Consider the following 19817-nt stretch of genomic DNA (forward strand, 5'->3'; position numbering starts at 1 on the left):
GTTTATATCCGCAATTTCGGTCAGAGAAAGGGTAAAAACACAGTGTAATCGCTTTACTTGCTACCGGAACAGCACTGGGCGCTTTTTTATGTATCCTGATATGAGCCGAGTAATGTTTTTTTATGAAACTGCATACTTCTGCACCAACCGCAGCGTGTGCCGGTCCGCGTTATGGACAAAAAAAAGCGGGGCTGGCCCCGCTTTTGTAATTATTCAAGCCACTCTTTTACTGGCAGGAACCTTTCATAGAGATCAGCCTCAGGGCTGCCCGCTTCTGGCTGCCAGTTATATTCCCAACGAACGTTGGGGGGCATCGACATCAGGATAGATTCGGTACGCCCACCGGTCTGTAGACCGAACAGGGTGCCTCTGTCCCAGACCAAATTAAATTCTACATAACGGCCACGACGATACAGTTGGAACTGGCGTTCACGTTCGCCCCAGGTTAAGGCTTTACGACGTTCAACAATCGGCAGGTAAGCGTCAGTAAAGCCACAGCCTACCGCCTGCATAAAGGCGAAGCAGTGGTCAAAATCCGGTGTGTTGAGGTCATCAAAGAACAGGCCACCGATACCGCGTTGTTCGTCACGGTGGCGCAGATAAAAGTAGCTGTCACACCAAGCTTTATAGCGCGGATAGATGTCCTCGCCGAAAGGCTGACACAGGTCTTTGGCAGTTTTGTGCCAATGTACCGCATCGTCAGTAAAGCCATAATAAGGCGTTAGGTCAAAGCCACCGCCGAACCACCAGATAGGCTCGGCACCGGTTTTTTCGGCAATAAAAAAGCGTACATTGGCGTGACTGGTGGGCACATAAGGGCTGTGCGGATGGATCACCAAAGAAACGCCCATAGCTTCAAAGCTGCGGCCCGCCAGTTCTGGACGGTGTGCCGTCGCCGACGCTGGCAAGTTGCTGCCGGACACATGAGAAAAGTTTACCCCAGCCTGCTCAAACACTGTGCCGTCACGCAGTACCCTAGAACGTCCGCCACCGCCACCTTCCCGTTGCCAGACATCTTCTGCAAAGCCGGTGCCGCCATCGGCCTCTGCCAGTTGCTGACAAATTGAATCCTGCAATGACAGCAGGAATTGTTTTACCTGATTCTTATCCGGAACGCTCATATCACTTCACTGGTTAAGGGATTTCAGGGGATTATACTAACTTACCTGACGGCTGTGGGCGACAGACTCATTATAATAGTTAACGATCCCCTCGGTGATAGCATTGGCGATTTTGCGGCGGAAGACAGTGGTGCCCAGCAGCTTCTCTTCAGCGGGATTGGTGATAAAAGAGGTTTCCACCAGTACTGACGGAATTGACGGTGATTTCAGTACCGCAAAGGCAGCCTGTTCAGTGACCTGACTGTGTAAATGATGCACCGGACGAATGCGCTCAATGACATGCTTACCTAACGTCAGGCTGTTCTTAATGGTATTGGTCTGCACCAAGTCAAATAAGATCTGCTGCAGATAGTGATCTTTCTCTTGCACTTTTAAGCCAGCGACATCATCGGCAGAGTTTTCACGCTGTGACATGTAGCGCGCCATGGCACTGGTAGCACCACGGTTCGACAGGGCAAATACCGAGGCACCATGAGCATCAGGACTGGTATAGCCATCGGCGTGGATGGACATAAATAGATGCGCACCGTGCTGGCTGGCAATTTCAACCCGCTGATAAAGAGGAATAAAGTGGTCAGAGTCACGGGTCATTCGTGCTTCAATATGCGGATGATTATTCAGCATCTTACGAACATTACCGGCGATCTCCAGCACCACATGTTTTTCCATTGATCCTTCTTCCCCGACGGCTCCGGAATCAATACCACCATGCCCCGGATCCAGCATCACGATAAATTTGCCATTAGTGGCCGGTTTATGGGGCTGCGGACGACGTGAAGCGTTAGCTTTGATCTCGGTATCCCGGGCCAGTACAGCCCGTGGTGATAATGCAGCCAGCGCCAGGCCGGAAAAAAGTAACTGGCGGCGATTGACCAGTTGTTTTAGCGGGGATAATTTTTTCATCTGCAGTTCCATCCGGATAATATTTGGCTTAACACATGTTTGTTATATCGTAACAACCGAAATTTTGCGACAAGGCAAATATTTCAGCCTTTTACCGAGTATTGCAGTTATGGTCTTTACAAATAGCGGCTTTTCGCTGATCGTTTGCGGTTTAAGGGTTTGCAGGGCAACACTAAAACGCCATAATCTGCCAATTATCGTTGAAAAAGAGGCATCGCGATGGAAATTCGTGCATTCCGCCAAGAAGATTTTGATGAAGTGATTACGCTGTGGGAGCGTTGCGACCTGTTACGGCCATGGAATGATCCAGAGATGGATATTGAGCGAAAGATGCACCATGACCCGGATCTGTTCTTAGTGGCAGTGCTGGGCGGGCAGATCGTCGCCACTGTGATGGGCGGTTACGATGGTCACCGTGGTTCAGTGTATTATCTGGGGGTTGATCCAGATTATCGCGGCCGGGGCTTTGCCAATGCGCTGATGACGCGGCTGGAAAAAAAATTGATTGCCCGGGGCTGCCCGAAAATCAATCTGATGGTTCGTGAAGAGAATGATGTGGTGCTCGGCTTCTATGAAAAACTGGAATATGAAACCGTGGACTCGATGATCCTTGGTAAGCGACTGATCGAAGACCGTGAATACTAAGCCCCATGGGCAGGGGAGTGGAGGGAACCTTTATTCCCCAGACAGCTATAACGCCCACGGCCAGTTAAAACTGCCATTGCTGTTTTGGCTGGTATTGCTGCTACAGGCCCGTACTTGGGTGATCCTGGTAATGGCCGGTGCCTCGCGGCAACAGGGCGAGGCACTACTGGGCTTATTCTACCCAGATACTCAGGCTTTTTATGCCGGACTTAGCAGCGGACTGATAGCGCTGTTGGTATTTTTGCTGTCCGGCCACCGTCACCGGTTTCTGCGGCTGTGGGCGGTCAGTCGGCTGGCGTTAGTGCTGGTGTCGCTGCTGATGTTTGGCGGCCAGTTGACTGGCCTAACAGGATCTTCCTTTGAACAATCGCCGTTGCCGCTGGTGTTACTGATTTTTGATCTGCTGTCGGCGCTGTGGTTACTGGTGGACCGTCGTCTGCGTGACGGTTTTCGACCGGAAATGGCGGCACGTGACTAAACTTTTTCACCGAATCTGACTCCAAGCAGACATCAGAACATTCTACCAAGGACTGAAATCCCTATGAAAGCCTTAAAAACCGCGACTCTCGCCGCTGTGGTTGTGTTATCCGGTTGTGCCTCTTCCGGCAGCAGTGCACCGCAACATGACAGCGTGCACTGGTGGAACCCGCTTAGCTACTCCTGGTCCTCGGCATTACCCTGGAATTGGTTTGGCAGTGATGTGCAGGTCACTGAGCAGGGCGTGGGTGGCCTTAATAGCTTAACGCCGATGACCTCGTCAGCGATCCGTGAAGCGCTGGGGAGCGGTTACCAATTGCGTGAAGGTATGCGTACCCGAGACGGCAATATCGTTAACTTCTGGCAGGCGCAGCGCGATGGCAAAGTGATGCTGGATATCCAAGGGCAGGACAATGTTTCTCGGGTAGTGGTGACCGACCCCCGAGTCACCTCTGTCAAAGGGGTGAAGCTGGGGTCCAAATTCTCTGATCTCTACAGTCAGGCCTTTGGTCACTGTCAGCCGGGAGAGACTGCAGGGACTGTGCTGTGTCAGGCACCAAGCAGTGAGCATATTCAATACCGCTACCAAGGGGAAACTGCGCTGGCACAAGGTATGATGCCGGCAGATGCTACCCTGCAAAACTGGACGCTGAGCGAGATTATCTGGCATCAGTAAGCAAGGCTTAGGTCGAAAAGAGTGCCGGTAACGGCCTTTTTCAGGTACTCTCTGCATTACTATGTTTTTGATTGTGGAGATAAAAGTGAGTTCTTTTCAGAGTGGTATTCTGCCGGAACATTGTCGAGCTGCCCTGTGGCTAGAAGCCAATGTCGCCGGCGATGTCACCGCTATTGGTGCAGCATGCCAGCAGTTTTTGGCAACCTTATCAGAGATGCAGCAGCAATTCCCTAAAGCGCAACTCAGCGCGGTGATCGCTTTTGGCCCCGCGCTTTGGCGCGATTTAAGCGGGTCAGCCACGTCAGCACCGGAGTTGAAAGACTTTGTGCCATTAGGTAAGGGGCTCGCGCCGGCCACCCAACGGGACCTGCTGGTCCATATTCATTCCTTGCGACATGATCTCAATTTTACCCTTGGGCAAACTGCATGCCGTGTATTTTCTGGGCTGGTAGCAGTACAGGAGGAGACACAAGGATTCCGTTGGACTGAAGATCGTGATCTCAGTGGTTTTATTGACGGCACCGAAAATCCTCAAGGCATGCAGCGTCAGCAGGTCGCGGTGATCGCGCAGGGGGAGGATGCGGGGGGAAGTTATGTGTTTACCCAGCGCTGGCAGCACAACTTGCAACGCTGGGATCGCCTGCCGCAACAGCGTCAAGAAGCGATCATAGGTCGAACCAAGCAGACCAGTGAAGAGTTAGCCGCGGATCAACGGCCCGTGACTTCCCATGTCAGTCGTGTTGATTTATCCGAGAACGGTCAGGGCCTGAAAATTCTGCGTCAGAGCCTCCCTTATGGTAGCGTCAGCGGCATTAATGGTCTCTATTTCATCGCCTACTGCGCCCGGCTACACAATATTGAACAACAGTTACTGAGTATGTTTGGTGAACGTGATGGTAAAGCGGATGCTATGCTGCAGTTTTCCCAGCCGGTGACGGGCAGCTATTATTACGCACCTTCCTTGACTCAGTTGCAGTTATTGTAATCCCGCCTTGCTGACAACCGTTGTCTGCTGGCCTGTCACGGTCTGGATACTTTTCATCCTAAATGTTCCCTGTGTTGGCCTTATGCTTTTTAAGACTTTAAAAGGAATAAAAAGTCTATAAAACTGCTACAGCTTTTCCCTGAGAAAAAAATACACTTATGTTGCGGATTTCGGGTCATTTTTACGGCGCAGGAGCTGACGCATGAAGGATTTCGGGAAAAAATGGCAGCAGCTGAGTTTGCTGATGCTGATGACAGTTGGCTCGGCACAGGCAACAACCCTGCTAAACAGTTCTTATGATGTGTCCCGTGAACTGTTCAGTGCGCTAAATCCGCTGTTTATCCAGCAGTGGGATCAGGCTCATCCCGGGGACCCACTCACTATTCGCCAGTCACATGGCGGCTCCTCTAAGCAAGCGCTGGCTATTTTGCAGGGAATGCGGGCGGATGTGGTCACCTACAATCAAGTGACCGATGTACAGATCCTCCATGATAAGGGCAATTTGATCCCCACAGACTGGCAACAGCGTTTGCCGGATAACAGTTCGCCGTTCTACTCCACCATGGCGTTTCTGGTGCGTAAAGGGGATCCGAAACAGATCCACAGTTGGGCCGATTTAGCTCGACCGGGGGTTAAACTGATTTTTCCTAATCCGAAAACCTCGGGTAATGGCCGCTATACGTGGCTGGCAGCCTGGGGTGCCGCCTCTCAGGCAAATGGTAATAATACTGCCCGTACTGAGGCCTATATGACTCAGCTGTTAAAAAACCTGCTGGTGTCTGATACCGGAGGACGAGGGGCGACCACCAGCTTTGCCGAACGCGGGCTGGGAGATGTATTAATCAGTTTTGAGTCAGAAGTGAACACTATCCGTCAGCAATATCCGGATGACCAGTTTGAGGTTATCGTGCCGAAAACCAATATTTTGGCGGAGTTCCCGGTGACGTGGGTGGATAAAAATGTAGCGGAAGACGGTAATGCTGCGGCAGCGAAAGCCTACCTGCAGTTCTTGTACAGTCCGCAAGCTCAGAAAGTACTGACCGGTTTTTACTACCGAGTGAATAACCCGGACTTAATGGCTCAGCAGGGCGCCCGCTTCCCAAAAGTGTCCTTATTCCGTGTAGAAGATCAGTTCGGCAGCTGGGCTGAGGCGATGCAAACCCAGTTCGCCAGCGGTGGAGAATACGATAAATTGCAGGCAGCAGGACATAAGTGATGATACAAATGCGTCAAAAGCGGGTATTACCCGGATTCGGGCTCAGTTTAGGCACCAGCCTGTTCTTTACCTGCCTGATATTACTTTTACCGATCAGTGCATTACTGATCCAGTTATCCAAAATGACGTGGGCGGATTATTGGCACGTCATTACTGATCCCGAGCTGGTGGTCGCCTATAAAGTGACTGCCATCTCAGCGGCGGCGGCGGCGTTATTTAATGCTGTATTTGGCATGCTGATGGCCTGGATCCTCACCCGTTACCGTTTTCCTGGTAAAACCCTGCTCGACGGGCTTATGGACTTACCATTTGCGCTACCTACCGCAGTGGCTGGGCTAACGCTGGCCGGATTATTTGCCCCATCAGGCTGGTATGGCCATTTCCTCGGTCAGTTCGGTATTAAGGTTTCTTATACTTGGCTGGGGATTGCGGTGGCGATGGCATTTACTAGCCTACCCTTTGTGATCCGTACCGTGCAGCCGGTACTGGAAGAGCTGGGACCGGAATATGAAGAAGCGGCAGAAACATTAGGTGCAACCCCTTGGCAGACCTTCCGTCGGATCATCCTGCCGGAAGTGGCTCCGGCCCTGATGGCAGGTACGGCACTGTCCTTCACCCGGAGTCTCGGGGAGTTCGGGGCGGTGATCTTTATTGCCGGTAATATTGCGTGGAAAACCGAGGTGATCTCACTGATGATTTTTATCCGTCAGCAGGAGTTCGATTTCCCGGCATCGAGTGCCATCGCATCGGTGATTATGGCAGCCTCATTGATCCTACTGTTTATCATTAACGTTCTGCAAAGCCGTTATGGCCGTCGTATCGGAGGGCACTGATGAACACCTCTGTTAACAGAAACTCCGTGGCACGTAAAAACAGCCAAGCTGGAAAATATCTACTGATTGGTCTCGGCATACTGTTTTCAACACTGATGCTGGTGATCCCATTAATATCTATTTTCTGGGAAGCCCTCGGCAGCGGCATTATGGCGGCGTGGCATAACCTTGAAGATCGTGACATGCTGCATGCTATCTGGCTGTCGGTGTTGATAGCCCTAATCACCGTGCCGGTAAACCTGGTGTTTGGCACACTACTCGCCTGGCTGGTCAGCCGCTTTAATTTCCCAGGACGACAACTATTACTGACGCTGTACGATATTCCGTTTGCCATGTCTCCGGTAGTGGTGGGGTTACTCTACTTGTTGTTTTGGGGAATTAATGGCCCAGCTGGACACTGGCTGGATGCCCATAATATTCAGGTGATGTTTGCCTGGCCGGGCATGGTACTGGTTAGTATCTTTATTAGTTGCCCGTTTGTAGTACGTGAATTGGTACCGGTAATGCTCAGTCAGGGCAGCCAGGAAGATGAAGCCGCGGTCTTGCTGGGGGCCAGTGGTTGGCAGATGTTTCGCCGCGTCACATTGCCTAATATTCGCTGGGCACTGCTCTACGGTTTGGTATTAACTAATGCCCGTGCTCTCGGTGAGTTTGGTGCGGTATCGGTGGTGTCCGGATCGATTCAAGGCCAAACCTATACACTGCCGTTACAGGTCGAATTATTACACCAAGACTACAACACCGTAGGTGCCTTCACCGCCGCCGCGCTGCTGGCACTGATGGCGATTATGACCTTATTCTTGAAAAGTGCACTGCAATGGCGCCTGGAACGTCAGCATCAGCGCCAGCAACAGGACAGCAATTATGAGCATTAATATTGATAAGATTGTAAAATCTTTCGGCAACACCCGTGTATTGAACGATATCTCGCTGGATATCGAATCTGGTGAAATGGTGGCGCTACTTGGGCCTTCAGGCTCAGGGAAAACGACCTTGTTACGCATCATCGCCGGATTGGAACACCAGAACAGCGGCACGATTTCTTTCCATGGCCGTGATGTCAGCCATCTGCATGCCCGTGATCGCCATGTCGGTTTTATGTTCCAGCATTATGCACTGTTCCGTCATATGACGGTGGCCGACAATATTGCCTTTGGGCTGACGGTACTACCCCGTCGCGAGCGCCCGTCGGCTGCAGATATCCGTAAAAAAGTCAGCAACTTGCTGGAAATGGTACAGCTTACGCACTTAGCTAATCGCTATCCGGCCCAGTTATCAGGTGGCCAGAAACAGCGTGTGGCGCTGGCCCGAGCGTTGGCGGTTGACCCGCAAATCCTGTTATTGGATGAGCCTTTTGGTGCGTTGGATGCTCAAGTGCGTAAAGAACTGCGCCGCTGGTTGCGCCAATTACATGAAGAGCTGAAATTTACCAGTGTCTTTGTTACCCATGACCAAGAAGAGGCGATGGAAGTCGCTGACCGGATTGTGGTGATGAGTCAGGGAAATATTGAGCAAACCGGTACCCCTGAACGCGTTTGGGAACAGCCAGAGTCTCGTTTTGTGCTGGAATTTCTGGGGGAGATCAACCGCCTCCCTGGGCAGATCCAGGGTGAACGCCTACAGGTGGCCGATCACCATTGGCCGATCAGCGCCAACCCGTATAGCGGAGAGGTTGAGCTGTTCCTACGTCCGTGGGAAACCGGCGTGTCCCTTGAGGCTTCAGCCAGTACGCCGCTGGCGGTAAAAGTGCTGGAAGTGAGCCCACGCGGTCACTACTGGCAGGTCGTTGCCGCCCCACAAGGCTGGCAGGGCAGTGATCTGACCTTGGTGCTGGATCAGCACGCTAGCCCGCCGGTTCGCGGTGAGCAGTTATTTATCGGTATCGATAAGGCAAGAATTTATCAGGGGGACCAGAGGCTGCAAGCTGTTGCCTTTGCCAAAAGCGCCTGATATTTTCATTCCATCGTCTGTAAAACAGCCCGGCTCCTTGCAGCGCCCGGGCTGTTTTCGTTTCTGCCTACAGGATACCCCGGTGATTACTCTGGAAAATACGATTGGCCATACGCCACTGATCCGTCTGCAGCGTCTGGTACCGGCCAATGGCAGTGAAGTCTGGCTCAAACTGGAAGGAAATAATCCTGCCGGTTCGGTAAAAGACCGCGCCGCCTACTCAATGATCCACCGTGCAGAATGCCGCGGCGAGATCTCCCCTGGGGATACGCTTATAGAGGCGACCAGCGGTAATACCGGTATTGCTTTGGCGATGATTGCGGCGCTGAAAGGCTATCGGATGGTATTGCTGATGCCGGATAATATGAGTCAGGAGCGTCAGGCGGCGATGCAGGCTTATGGCGCAGAACTGCGGCTTATCAGTGCGCAGCAGGGTGGCATGGAAGGGGCTCGGGATTTAGCCGCGGCCATGGCGGCACGGGGGGAAGGTAAGGTACTCGACCAGTTTAATAATCCGGATAATCCCCTAGGGCATTATGAAACAACCGGACCTGAAATCTGGCAACAGAGTGGCGGGCAGTTGACCCATTTTGTCTCAAGTATGGGGACCACAGGCACTATCACCGGGGTTGGACGTTATCTCAAAGAGCAAAACCCGCAGATCCAGGTTGTTGGGCTGCAACCTGAGGAAGGCTCGCAGATCCCGGGGATCCGGCGCTGGCAGGCGGCTTATTTGCCGGGGATTTTTCAGCCCCGTTGGGTGGATCGTACCTTGGATATGTCCGAAATCGTGGCGTCTGAAACCATGCGGAACTTGGCCCGCCAAGAAGGCATATTTTGCGGTATGAGTTCCGGTGGCGCGGTCGCCGGAGCCTTACAGATTGCCAATGAAAGTCCAAGCAGTCGTGTGGTGGCGATTGTCTGTGATCGTGGAGACCGCTACCTTTCGACTGGTATTTATCAGCCTCGATGAAGAGCGTCGCGGGTCGGTGAAAAGGGGATGTAAGGATAACGTAAATCAGGCAGTCAGCAAGCATCTGACAAGGCAAAATAATGGAAAACCGAGACAGAGAGGATGCCATGAAAATATTACTGGTCGATGATGACAGCGAACTAGGTGCGATGCTGAGCCAGTACCTAGAAGGCGAAGGGTTTAGTACTGAGTTAGTGATGACCGGCAAACAGGCGGTGACTAGTGCAGCCTCTGGCCAGTATGACGCCATGATCCTCGATATTATGCTGCCGGATATGAGCGGTATCGATGTGCTGCGTCAGGTGCGGCAACAGGGGCGGTTACCCGTAATTATGCTGACCGCCAAAGGGGATAATATTGACCGCGTGATAGGCTTAGAGATGGGGGCAGATGACTATGTGCCAAAACCTTGCTATCCCCGTGAATTGGTGGCCCGCCTGCGTTCAGTGATGCGCCGTTTCGAAGAGCAACCGTTGGTGGCCGAGAAAAAGGAACAGCTAAGTTGTGGCGAACTGACCCTCAACCCGTCGACCCGCGTGTCGGCCTGGCAAGGCAAGGCGTTTGACCTGACCGCATCTGAGTTTAATTTACTGGAATTACTGATGGCTGCCAGTGATCGCGTCGTGTCCAAAGATGAACTCTCGGAAAAAGCCCTTGGACGTCAACGTGAAGCCTATGATCGCAGTGTTGATGTGCATGTCAGCAATATCCGTCAGAAACTCAGTAAGCTGACCCATGACCGAGTAAATATCGAAACCGTTCGCAGCATTGGTTACCGCATACGATGAAAGCCGATTACCCCGGGCGACTGTTTTGGAAAATGCTGCTGGTTTTCCTGCTGGTGTTTATCATTCTCAGCCAGATTTTATGGCTGGGCTTCAGTATGTTCGGTACCGCTGAACCGCCAGGGCAGAAAGAGATCCGTCGGGTACTCGATATGCAGATGGCCTCCGCCGTTTCTGCGTTACAGCTTAACGGACCGCAGGGCATAGCCTCACTCACCGAAGGCTGGCCTGCTGAGATGAAAAGTGTGTTTAAGGTACAGACTGACAGCGGTGCGGGCTGCCAAGACGCGGCTGCACTGTTGCCTGTGCCGGTGGATCTGCCACCGCTGAGAGTGGCGAGTTCTGCACAGCCGGATAGCCGTGGTGCCGAGGCTGACGATCCGCCAGCCTCTCGGGATGCGCGCCTAGTACCGGATATTCTCTGTCGGCAGGTGAGCGGGCCGCTGGAGCAGCGTTATACGCTGTTTTTCAATACCCGTGCATACCGTCAAGTGGCGCCGTTGCGTGGTTCGGCAATCCAGCGTTTTCTACATTTACCGATGCCGATGCTCATTTTGTTTGTTCCGATGGGACTGATGTTCAGTCTGCTACTGGCCTGGAACTTAACCCGGCCAATGCGTCTACTGCGCGAAGGCTTCCGCCAAGTCTCTACCGGTGATCTATCGGTACGTCTTTACCCGAAGATGCAGCGCCGTCGCGATGAATTGACCACGGTCGCTTATGACTTTGACGCGATGGTCGAGCGCCTTGACCGGTTAGTGAAAACTCGTGAAGAGTTATTGCATGATATCTCCCATGAGTTGAGAACGCCGCTGGCACGCTTACAGTTGGCCACAGCGCTGGCGCGACAGAACCCGGAAAATGTGGAAACGTCACTGGCGCGTATCGATGACGAAGCCAGCAAATTGGATAAAATGATCGGTGAACTGCTGACCTTGTCGCGGGCCGAGCATGGCTACTTGGAAGGGGAACAGTTCTTTGACCTTACTAGTTTGTTGGACGTGGTGGTAGCCGATGCTCGCTTTGAGGCACAGGTGCCGCAGGTAGAGATTGCGGTACGCTACGATGCCCAAGCGGATTATACCGTGCAGGGCAATGCTGAGATGATCCGCCGCTGTATCGAAAATATTATTCGTAATGCCCTGCGCTTTTCTGGCCCAGGACAAACCATCTCTTTGCGGCTAACCTCTACCGCGGAGTGGCTGACGCTGATCATTGCCGATCAGGGTCCGGGCGTCGCGCATGAAAAACTGTCCAGTATTTTTGACCCTTTTGTCCGAGTTCAGTCGGCACAATCCGGTAAGGGCTATGGCCTAGGGCTTGCGATTGTCCGTAAAGTTGTTCTGGCGCACCACGGAGAGGTCCGGGCCCGTAACCGCCCTAGCGGTGGCTTGGAAATTACTCTGCGCTTGCCGCACTGGCAGTCCCGTTAAGGCCGTTTGGGGGGAGATGGGGGGCTCGGAACACAGACCAGTAGCACCCCAAGGATCACCAGTGTCATGCCGGCTAGTAGTGTTGGCGTCATGGGAAATGGGTCGGGTGCCAGCAGCGGCACCAGCAGATAACTGAGACACAGCAATGAATTGGCTTGGCTTAATGGTAGTGTCTTTAAGGCGAGAAACCAGCAAGCGGCCGATAACAGATAACCCCCAATACCAGCCAGTAGATAACCGCCGACCGGTGCCAGCAGTCGCGAAAGAGTTTGTCCACTCTGAGTTAGGGCAGGCAGTGCCACGCTGCCTTGTTTCAGGCACAGTTGGGCGAGGGTGACCAGCGCAACACTGGCTAATGCCGCAATATATCCTTTCATAAGCTAGCCCCCAGTAGACTGATCCCTAGCATAATACAGCCGATCCCCCACCATTGGCGGCAGCTAATGCCCTCCTGCCATATAAAACGAGCAGCCAGGGTAACCAGCACCAGATTAAGGCTGAGCAGTGGATAAGCGAGGAACAGTGGCGTGTGCCGTAATACCATTATCCAGAGGATAAATGCCCCCCCCCAACCAACAGCCCGCCAGCAGCAGCCAGAATAATAGTTTCCAAGGCGCTGAAGCGGCCATAAGGCTAGCCTGCTTTTGGCACAGTTGACTCAGAGTGGTGCATAATACGGTGAATAGTAGCAGCGTCATCGGCGAGGTCCATACCACAGCAGCAAAAAGCGACCTTGGCGATAACGGTAATCAGGTTGCGGCCAAGGCGTTGGTGGGGTAGCGGGTGGACGAGGCAAGAGTATCAGTAATGCGACCCCCTGCTGACGCCGGGCCTGCAACCAAGAAGTAAATTCTTGAGCGACGACCAGTCGTCCCTGCGCTTGGGGTTTATTTAACCCGTAGGCAAGTTCTCCGGGAGAGCCGTAAAGGCTGATATCACTGCGTTCGGCATACCAACCGGCAGCGGTCGCTAAACCGGGGTTGGTGGCAATAATATAGCGGCTGGCTGACAAGGGAACCTCGATGGTTTCCAGAAAGCTGCGCGGTTGTTTGGCGTCCCGTACTGTATCAGGGATAACGTAGCCTGCCACCAATGCAAGGAGCAGCGGGCACCCAGCACTCAGCGGCCAGAGGCGGCGGGGGCTACGCAGAGTTAATGCTCCGGCTACCGCCCAGCCGGCAAATGCCAGCAGTAATAATAGTACCTTGTAGGATTCTTGCGGGCTATACAAGGTAAGGGCTGGAACATAACAACTGACCACTAAGGCGATGCTGCCTAGTAGTCCGAACATCAGATTAATGATCCCGTTTAGTTTTAGACTGAGCAAGCTGAAACCGTGGCGGGCACTGATTGCCATTAATATTGCTAAGGGTGCAAAGCAGGGCAGTAAGTAGGTGGGCAGTTTGCCGCGGGTAATGCTGAAAAAGAGTAGCGGCATGACCACCCAGCCCAGTAGGTAGAGGGTCACCGGTTGACGATGACGTTGCTGCCAGCCGTAACCTAGAGCGGCTGGGATCAGCCCCGCCCAGGGTAAAGCACCTGTCAGCAGAAACGGCAGGTAATACCAGATGGGTGAACGATGCTGGGCATTGTCACCGGCGAAACGTTGAATATGCTCTACCCAGAAAAAATAACGCCAGAAATCCGGAGCCTGCCAGGCGATTGCCAGTGACCAAGGCAGCAGGATAACTAGGGCACTCAGTACCGCCAAAGGACCGTACATCAGGACGTCGCGCCATCGGCGAGTAAAGATAAGCCAAGGCAGCAGACTCAGGGCGGGCAGCAGTAAGGCGAGCAAGCCTTTGGTCATCACCCCCATTCCGCAAGCCAATCCCAGCCAAAGGTAACCCACCGCCTTACCGGCACGGCTGGTTGCCTCACAAGCCTGCCACAGTGCCAACATGGCGGCGCATAACCACAGTGCTAGCATCGGGTCCAGCAGGCTGTAAGTGCCAATGGCATACACCAGAAAGCAGCTGAGATAGATCAGGGCGGCCAGCATTGCGCTGTGACTGCTGTGCCACTCGCGGCGACAGAAGCGGTAAATGAGTATTGCGCAGAGCGTGACTGACAGCACCGAGCCTGCCCGTACTGCCAGCGGACTCGTGCCAAATAGAGCCTGAGCCAGTGCATCGATCCAGTAACCGGCAATCGGTTTTTCAAAGTAGTCCATACCCAGCAGTTGCGGCACAATCAGATTACCGCTGGTCAGCATCTCACGGCTGATTTCCGCGTAACGGGTTTCATCAGGGATCCATAAGTCGCGGCTGTTTAACGGTAGCAGATAGCTGATCAGATATAACAGCAGGAGCAGTAATGGCGAGAAGGTTCGTATCATGGAAGGCTGTTCTCACCGGCAGATTGACAGCCCACCCAGCCTTCACGACCTGGGACGTGGCCACGGATCACCTGCGCCACCGGTAGGGTAGTGACATCCTCCGGCAGCAGTGCACTCAAGGGAACGAACTGTATTCCCCTTACTTGCGCCTGCCGCAGCAGTTGCTTGAATTCCTGCAGACAGGCGATACCTTCCACTTCCGCATGCAGCGTATAAACGGCTACTCCGTTTAGCCTCTCCATAGCATCCAGAATAAAGGGGTTATAGTCAGTGGCAGAGACGGTTCTGCCTATAACTTCATCTCGAGTCGGCAGGCTAACGGGGATTTGTACACTCCCGTAAGCACTGCCCGAAAGCTGTGGTAAGAAGGGCGACACCCCGCGGCAGTCGCTGTTGTAGAGGAAATCGAATGGCTGTTTGGCGCGGATAACCCGTATATCTGCTCGCCAGCCGGGTACTGCCGAACAACGCACCGGCTGACCAGTAATGGCTTCCAATGCCTTGATACCATGCTCAAGCTCACGGCTCAGGCGCTCCGCTGACCAGTAACCAGCATGGCGCTGCCAGCCATAATGATCCCAGGCATGTAGCCCAGTTTCATGGTAGGCGGCACAGCGACGAATGATCTCGGCATTGTCAGGGCCGATTATTCGACCCGGCCAGGCGCTACCGGCCAATAAAATATCCCAGCCATACAGAGACGGTGCATTAGAGCGTAGCATTTTCCACAGAAAGGCGGGTTTGATCAGCCGCCACAGATGACGGCCCATGTTGTCTGGGCCGACGCTAAAAAATACAGAGGCACGGATCTGTTGCTGTGCTAGCAGATCCAGCAGGGCGGGCATACCGTGGCGGGTGCCGCGCCAGGTATCAACGTCAATCCGTAAGCCGACGGCTTTCATTGGCGGGCCTGTCGTCTAGCGACCAGATCCCGTAGGAAAAAGTCTAGCGTCTGTGCGACCGTCTGTTCTGTTGGGGTCTGTGGCTCCCAGCCCAGCAACTTTTTGGCATTACGAATATCCGGCTTACGGTGGGTGACATCTTGGTAACCTTTACCGTAATAGCTGCTACCGGGGATTTGGCGTACACCGGCGAACGGCGGAAACTGGTGGCGTAGCGGATGCTGTTCAAAACTCCGGCACAGCATATCAGCCAGTTCAGCGATACTGGCTTCGTTGTCTGGATTACCGATATTGATGATACGCCCATCGCAGTTGTGCTGTTTATTTTCGATAATACGGAACAAGGCCTCAACGCCGTCATTGATATCGGTAAAACAGCGTTTTTGCTGGCCACCGTCTACGAGCTGAATCGGTGTGCCTTCCACCAGATTAAGGATTAATTGAGTAATTGCCCGTGAACTGCCAATCCGCGCCGAGTCGAGTGTATCCAGCCTGGGGCCCATCCAGTTAAACGGACGAAATAAGGTAAAGCGTAGCCCCTGTGTCTCGCCATAGGCCCAGATCACCCGATCCAGAAGCTGTTTAGAGACCGAGTAGATCCAGCGAGGTTTATTGATCGGTCCGACCACCAAATTAGAGTGATCTTCATCGAAAGTCGGGTCAGTACACATGCCATAGACTTCAGAGGTGGAGGGGAAGATGATCCTTTTGCGGTGGCGAACACAAGCACGGATAATTTTCAGGTTCTCTTCAAAATCTAGTTCGAAGACCCGTAATGAGTTTCGGGTATATTCAATCGGTGTAGCGATCGCCACCAGCGGTAAGACCAAGTCACATTTTTTGATGTGGTATTCGATCCATTCCGTATGGATACTGATATCGCCCTCAACAAAATGAAAACGCGGGTGGCCGATAAAAGCGCTGATAGCATCACTGCTGATGTCCATACCGTAGACCTCATAGCGCGTCTCTCTCAGTAGCCGTTCTGTCAGATGATTACCGATAAAACCATTTACCCCGAGGATCAGCACTCGTATCGGCTGCCGTTCAGGCAGTAATGGCTGGCGGCAGAGCAGCGATCCTTCGGTCAGGCCGAGGTGCCGGGCCAGCGCTGGACCGGGTAGATAGACGCCCTGTTGCTGCTGGCCATTGAGGACTTCCAGGCTGCCTTCACCACAGGCAATAGAGAACGGGTCAACCGATAACACTTGGCCGGGAAGTTGATGGTGCGGTGTCTGGCAGATGGATGAACGCCAGATAATAAAATGCTTATCGCCGCTGTCGCTGAAGGCTCCGGGCCAGGGCGCATTGAGGGCTCGGACCAAATTATGGATATCCGTGGCTGGTAACTGCCAGTTAATACGGCCATCAGCAGGGGTGCGGCGTGTCACCCAGCTCGCTTGGGAAGCATCTTGCGGCTGACGTGGCGCGTGGCCTTCAAGGATCAGTGGCAGGGTTTCTGCCAGCAATTTTTCAGTAGTCACCACCAGTTTTCGGTGCAGGCGTAATGCATCATCCAGCGGGTCGATAGTCACTGGTTTCTGACTGACAATATCCCCAGCATCGGCCTCCGCCACCATATGGTGTAGGGTGACACCGGTCTGCTTTTCCCCGCGCAGTAGAACCCAATTAAGCGGTGCGCGGCCACGATAACTCGGCAGCAGTGAGCAATGCAGGTTATAGGCGCCAACTGAAGCGAGATCGAGGATCTCTTGGCTTAATAACTGACGATAATGAAAGGAGAAGATCGCTTCCGGCTGTAATTGACGGATATGATCGACCCACAGAGGATGGTTTATGTCCTGCGGGCAGCACACCGTAATCCGGTGCTCTGCCGCTAGCTGAGCCACTGAATCGAAAAATAGGTGTTCACCGGCCGCATCCGGGTGGGTGAAAATAGTCGTGATGTCAAAGCCCTGCGCCAACAGAGCACGGATGCCGGTACAGCCGATATCGTGATAGGCAAAAACAACGGTTTTCATTGTTGAGGTTCCTTTTCTGTCTTCGCTCTCTTTCCATGAGTGATGACCTGTCTGACAAAGTAACGAGGGCGGGCACGCACATCGCCATAGATACGGCCGATATACTCCCCTAACAGGCCGAGGCCGATAAACTGGGCGCCACTGAAGATGAACAGTACGGCGAACAGGGTAAATACGCCATCAGCAGCCCAGGATGCGCCCAAGGCGAGACGTAATAGCAGTAACAGTACTGCCAGTAGAAAACCGACAGCAGCCAGCAGTGCACCGAACAGGCTTAACATTCGTAACGGGGTAGTAGTGACGCAAGTCACGAGGTCATACATAAGGTTAATCAGTTGCATCAGACTGTATCGTGAGTTGCCATGAAGGCGGCCATCATGTCTGACGGTTATCTCGCGGGTGGTACGTGCAAAGCTATTGGCCAGCAGGGGGATAAAAGTACTGCGTTCTGGGCACTGCAACATGGACTCGACAATCGGACGGCGATAGGCACGCAGCATGCAGCCATAATCCCCCACTGGTTTGCCGGTACTGCTGCTGACCATACGGTTAATCAACTGTGAGGCCAGACGGCGAAAGAAGCTATCCTGGCGGCGCTGGCGACGAGTGTTAACCACATCAACGCCCTGATGGGCCGCACTGATCAGCTGAGGGATCTCCTCAGGAGGATTTTGTAAGTCAGCATCCAATGTGATGATCAGATCACCGCTGACATAGGCAAAACCGGCCATAATCGCCGCATGTTGGCCGTAGTTACGGTTTAGTAAGATAGTGGTAATGCCGCTGTCCGGTTGACGGGCAGCCTCGCATAGCAGCTGCGGTGAGTGGTCATCGCTGCCATCATCCACCAGTATTATTTCCCATTGGCAATCTAGCTGCGAGCAAACAGTGCGGAGACGGCGTAGCAACTCCGGCAAGCACTGTTGCTCATTACAGACCGGGATCACGATGGAGACTTTGCGAATAGGTTCAATTTCCCGCACGGAACACCTCGCCAATGTCCTGAACGGCATCGATGACCCGTTGGCACTGCCCATCGGTCATTTGCGGGAACAGGGGGATCGAACACAATCGCGCGCTGTTCCACTCGCTGTGGGGTAGTGACAGATGCGGCTGCTGTTGCCGATACCAGGGATGCTGATGGACCGCCAGAAAGTGGATACCGGTACCGATTTGCCGTTGTTTCATTTGCAGCATAAAGTCATCGCGGCTCAGTCCACAGTGATTAGGGTCAATGCGCAGAATAAACAGATGCCATGCATGACGATGAGGCCAAGCCGGTAGGCTCAGTGGCAGGAAGGGAGAGCCTTGTAACTGTTGCAGATACTGCTCTGCAATCTGCTGACGGCGGGCAGTGATTTGTGGTAGCTGAGTCAGCTGGTGGCGAGCAATGGCGGCTTGAATATCGGTAAGATTATACTTGAAACCGGGGGTTATCACCCGTGCATGTGCGGGACGTCCTGCCGTTTGACGATCAAAGCTGTCACTCTCCAGCCCGTGGAAACGTAGACGGCGTATCTTTTCCGCCAAGTCCCGATCAGAAGTGACGACCATTCCACCTTCGGCACAGGTAATGTTTTTTATTGCATGGAAGGAGAACAGCACCGTATTGCTACGGCCTATAGGACGGCCCCGGTAGTTGCAGCCGAGAGCATGGGCCGCGTCTTCGATGACCGGGATGTGATAACGTGTGGCGAGGGTATTAATGGAGTCCATATCAGCAGGTGCACCGGCAAAATGCACGGGGATAATCGCCCTAGTGCGTGGTGTGATCGCCTGCGCCAAGCCGTCGGCGCTGACCATCAGTGAGTGACGGTCAATGTCTACCATCACCGGTGTCGCTCCCAGCAGAGTGATAATGTTGGCGGTGGATACCCAGGTCATCGAGGGGGTAATCACTTCATCACCGGGACCGATACCCAGCGCCATTAGGGTAAGATGTAAGGCCGCGGTGGCAGAGCTGACTGCGACGGCATACGTAGCCCCCGTTAGATCACAGACTGCCTGCTCCAGTGCGTGGTTTTCCGGTCCAGTAGTGATCCATCCGGAGTCAATGACCCGGCGAACCACCTTGATATCATCCTCATTGAGGGAGGGTTTGGAAAAGGGGATAAAATCACTCATTATGCTATTCCCTGCATTGTGAGTTGAATCAATATTCTTCGGTATTATTTTGTCAGCCAGACAAAATATCTCGAGACTTAATAAAGGGCTCCTGCAGAGGATCGTAAAATAAAAAACATGCCTGCAGGCAGAGTTTCGGTTTTTATTCTACAGTAGCTAAAATAAAGATGCTTTTAATTTATCTTTATCTTGATCATTTTAATATTATTACAGTCGTGTTTTTAGTTTAAGAAAAAATCTCATTTAAAATCCGTGAATGATTACCTCTGAGCGCCCCCGCTAAGGGGGCAGCGCTGCCAGGGATGGCTATTGGCATTAAACAGGCTACGTCAGCGGCGTGTTTTAGCGTACTGACAGAACAGTATGTCTTTTTATGCAATATGACTGTCGGTTTTATGGCTCCAATAATAGTGAGCTCTACACGCCAAGTAAATCCTCGGTGGACGTAATGGATTAATGACTATCGCAGGCTTA

Annotated in this window: 20 protein-coding genes; 11 read left to right on the forward strand and 9 right to left on the reverse strand. The window is 53.1% G+C overall.

Annotated features, from left to right (window positions below; translation table 11 throughout):
- Positions 1–209: 209 nt before the first annotated feature.
- Positions 210–1121, reverse strand: coding sequence for an oxygen-dependent coproporphyrinogen oxidase (hemF, locus tag DW47_RS0102385; RefSeq protein WP_029684736.1), 912 nt, complete (start codon positions 1119–1121; stop codon positions 210–212).
- Positions 1122–1157: 36 nt separating this feature from the next.
- Positions 1158–2024 carry an N-acetylmuramoyl-L-alanine amidase AmiA gene (gene amiA / locus DW47_RS0102390; RefSeq protein WP_038027032.1) on the reverse strand — a complete coding sequence of 289 codons (867 nt, stop codon included), beginning with the start codon at positions 2022–2024 and terminating at the stop codon, positions 1158–1160.
- Positions 2025–2243: 219 nt separating this feature from the next.
- Between amiA and DW47_RS0102395 the strand changes: the two genes are divergently transcribed.
- The 11 genes from DW47_RS0102395 (at position 2244) to DW47_RS0102445 (ending at position 11997) form a co-directional block, all read left to right on the forward strand.
- Positions 2244–2669: a GNAT family acetyltransferase gene (locus DW47_RS0102395; RefSeq protein WP_029684739.1), complete on the forward strand. Its 426-nt coding sequence runs from the start codon at positions 2244–2246 to the stop codon at positions 2667–2669.
- Entirely contained in the window at positions 2659–3147 is a 489-nt protein-coding gene (locus DW47_RS0102400) for a DUF2919 domain-containing protein (protein ID WP_029684741.1), read from the forward strand. Before DW47_RS0102395 ends, DW47_RS0102400 begins: the two co-directional genes overlap by 11 nt.
- A gap of 63 nt (positions 3148–3210) precedes the next feature.
- Positions 3211–3822: an RpoE-regulated lipoprotein gene (locus DW47_RS0102405; RefSeq protein ID WP_029684742.1), complete on the forward strand. Its 612-nt coding sequence runs from the start codon at positions 3211–3213 to the stop codon at positions 3820–3822.
- Between the two features lie 85 nt (positions 3823–3907).
- Positions 3908–4807, forward strand: a complete 900-nt coding sequence (locus DW47_RS0102410) for a Dyp-type peroxidase (protein ID WP_029684743.1) — start codon at positions 3908–3910, stop codon at positions 4805–4807.
- Positions 4808–5009: 202 nt separating this feature from the next.
- On the forward strand, positions 5010–6023 hold the full coding sequence (gene cysP / locus DW47_RS0102415) for a thiosulfate ABC transporter substrate-binding protein CysP (RefSeq protein ID WP_051150805.1): 1014 nt from the start codon (positions 5010–5012) through the stop codon (positions 6021–6023).
- The gene (gene cysT / locus DW47_RS0102420; protein WP_029684745.1) at positions 6023–6856 is read left to right on the forward strand and encodes a sulfate/thiosulfate ABC transporter permease CysT; all 834 of its coding nucleotides are present in this window, start codon (positions 6023–6025) and stop codon (positions 6854–6856) included. The genes cysP and cysT overlap by 1 nt, the downstream gene beginning before the upstream one ends.
- Positions 6856–7731 (forward strand): sulfate/thiosulfate ABC transporter permease CysW, encoded by an 876-nt coding sequence (gene cysW, locus DW47_RS0102425; protein WP_051150806.1) that lies wholly within the window; start codon positions 6856–6858, stop codon positions 7729–7731. The genes cysT and cysW overlap by 1 nt, the downstream gene beginning before the upstream one ends.
- Complete coding sequence (gene cysA, locus DW47_RS0102430; protein ID WP_029684747.1) at positions 7721–8806, forward strand: sulfate/thiosulfate ABC transporter ATP-binding protein CysA; 1086 nt, start codon at positions 7721–7723, stop codon at positions 8804–8806. The genes cysW and cysA overlap by 11 nt, the downstream gene beginning before the upstream one ends.
- An 82-nt stretch (positions 8807–8888) precedes the next feature.
- Positions 8889–9779, forward strand: a complete 891-nt coding sequence (gene cysM / locus DW47_RS0102435) for a cysteine synthase CysM (protein ID WP_029684748.1) — start codon at positions 8889–8891, stop codon at positions 9777–9779.
- Positions 9780–9886: 107 nt separating this feature from the next.
- Positions 9887–10567 carry a response regulator transcription factor gene (locus tag DW47_RS0102440; RefSeq protein ID WP_029684749.1) on the forward strand — a complete coding sequence of 227 codons (681 nt, stop codon included), beginning with the start codon at positions 9887–9889 and terminating at the stop codon, positions 10565–10567.
- Positions 10564–11997 carry an ATP-binding protein gene (locus DW47_RS0102445; RefSeq protein WP_029684750.1) on the forward strand — a complete coding sequence of 478 codons (1434 nt, stop codon included), beginning with the start codon at positions 10564–10566 and terminating at the stop codon, positions 11995–11997. The genes DW47_RS0102440 and DW47_RS0102445 overlap by 4 nt, the downstream gene beginning before the upstream one ends.
- Here the strand turns inward: DW47_RS0102445 and DW47_RS0102450 are convergent.
- From DW47_RS0102450 to DW47_RS0102480, 7 genes are all read right to left on the reverse strand, one after another.
- Entirely contained in the window at positions 11994–12374 is a 381-nt protein-coding gene (locus DW47_RS0102450) for a DMT family transporter (protein ID WP_029684751.1), read from the reverse strand. The two genes, DW47_RS0102445 and DW47_RS0102450, sit on opposite strands and share 4 nt — an antisense overlap.
- Entirely contained in the window at positions 12371–12541 is a 171-nt protein-coding gene (locus DW47_RS17635; RefSeq protein ID WP_241430676.1) for an EamA family transporter, read from the reverse strand. Before DW47_RS17635 ends, DW47_RS0102450 begins: the two co-directional genes overlap by 4 nt.
- A 150-nt stretch (positions 12542–12691) precedes the next feature.
- Positions 12692–14335: a lipid IV(A) 4-amino-4-deoxy-L-arabinosyltransferase gene (gene arnT, locus DW47_RS0102460; protein ID WP_029684753.1), complete on the reverse strand. Its 1644-nt coding sequence runs from the start codon at positions 14333–14335 to the stop codon at positions 12692–12694.
- Positions 14332–15237, reverse strand: a complete 906-nt coding sequence (arnD, locus tag DW47_RS0102465) for a 4-deoxy-4-formamido-L-arabinose-phosphoundecaprenol deformylase (RefSeq protein WP_029684754.1) — start codon at positions 15235–15237, stop codon at positions 14332–14334. The genes arnT and arnD overlap by 4 nt, the downstream gene beginning before the upstream one ends.
- Positions 15234–17219, reverse strand: coding sequence for a bifunctional UDP-4-amino-4-deoxy-L-arabinose formyltransferase/UDP-glucuronic acid oxidase ArnA (arnA, locus tag DW47_RS0102470; RefSeq protein WP_029684755.1), 1986 nt, complete (start codon positions 17217–17219; stop codon positions 15234–15236). Before arnA ends, arnD begins: the two co-directional genes overlap by 4 nt.
- On the reverse strand, positions 17216–18202 hold the full coding sequence (gene arnC, locus DW47_RS0102475; protein ID WP_029684756.1) for an undecaprenyl-phosphate 4-deoxy-4-formamido-L-arabinose transferase: 987 nt from the start codon (positions 18200–18202) through the stop codon (positions 17216–17218). Before arnC ends, arnA begins: the two co-directional genes overlap by 4 nt.
- The gene (locus DW47_RS0102480; protein ID WP_029684757.1) at positions 18189–19343 is read right to left on the reverse strand and encodes an aminotransferase class I/II-fold pyridoxal phosphate-dependent enzyme; all 1155 of its coding nucleotides are present in this window, start codon (positions 19341–19343) and stop codon (positions 18189–18191) included. The genes arnC and DW47_RS0102480 overlap by 14 nt, the downstream gene beginning before the upstream one ends.
- Positions 19344–19817 lie beyond the last annotated feature (474 nt).

It is taken from the genome of Tatumella saanichensis (assembly GCF_000439375.1).
Taxonomy (GTDB): Bacteria; Pseudomonadota; Gammaproteobacteria; order Enterobacterales; family Enterobacteriaceae; genus Tatumella; species Tatumella saanichensis.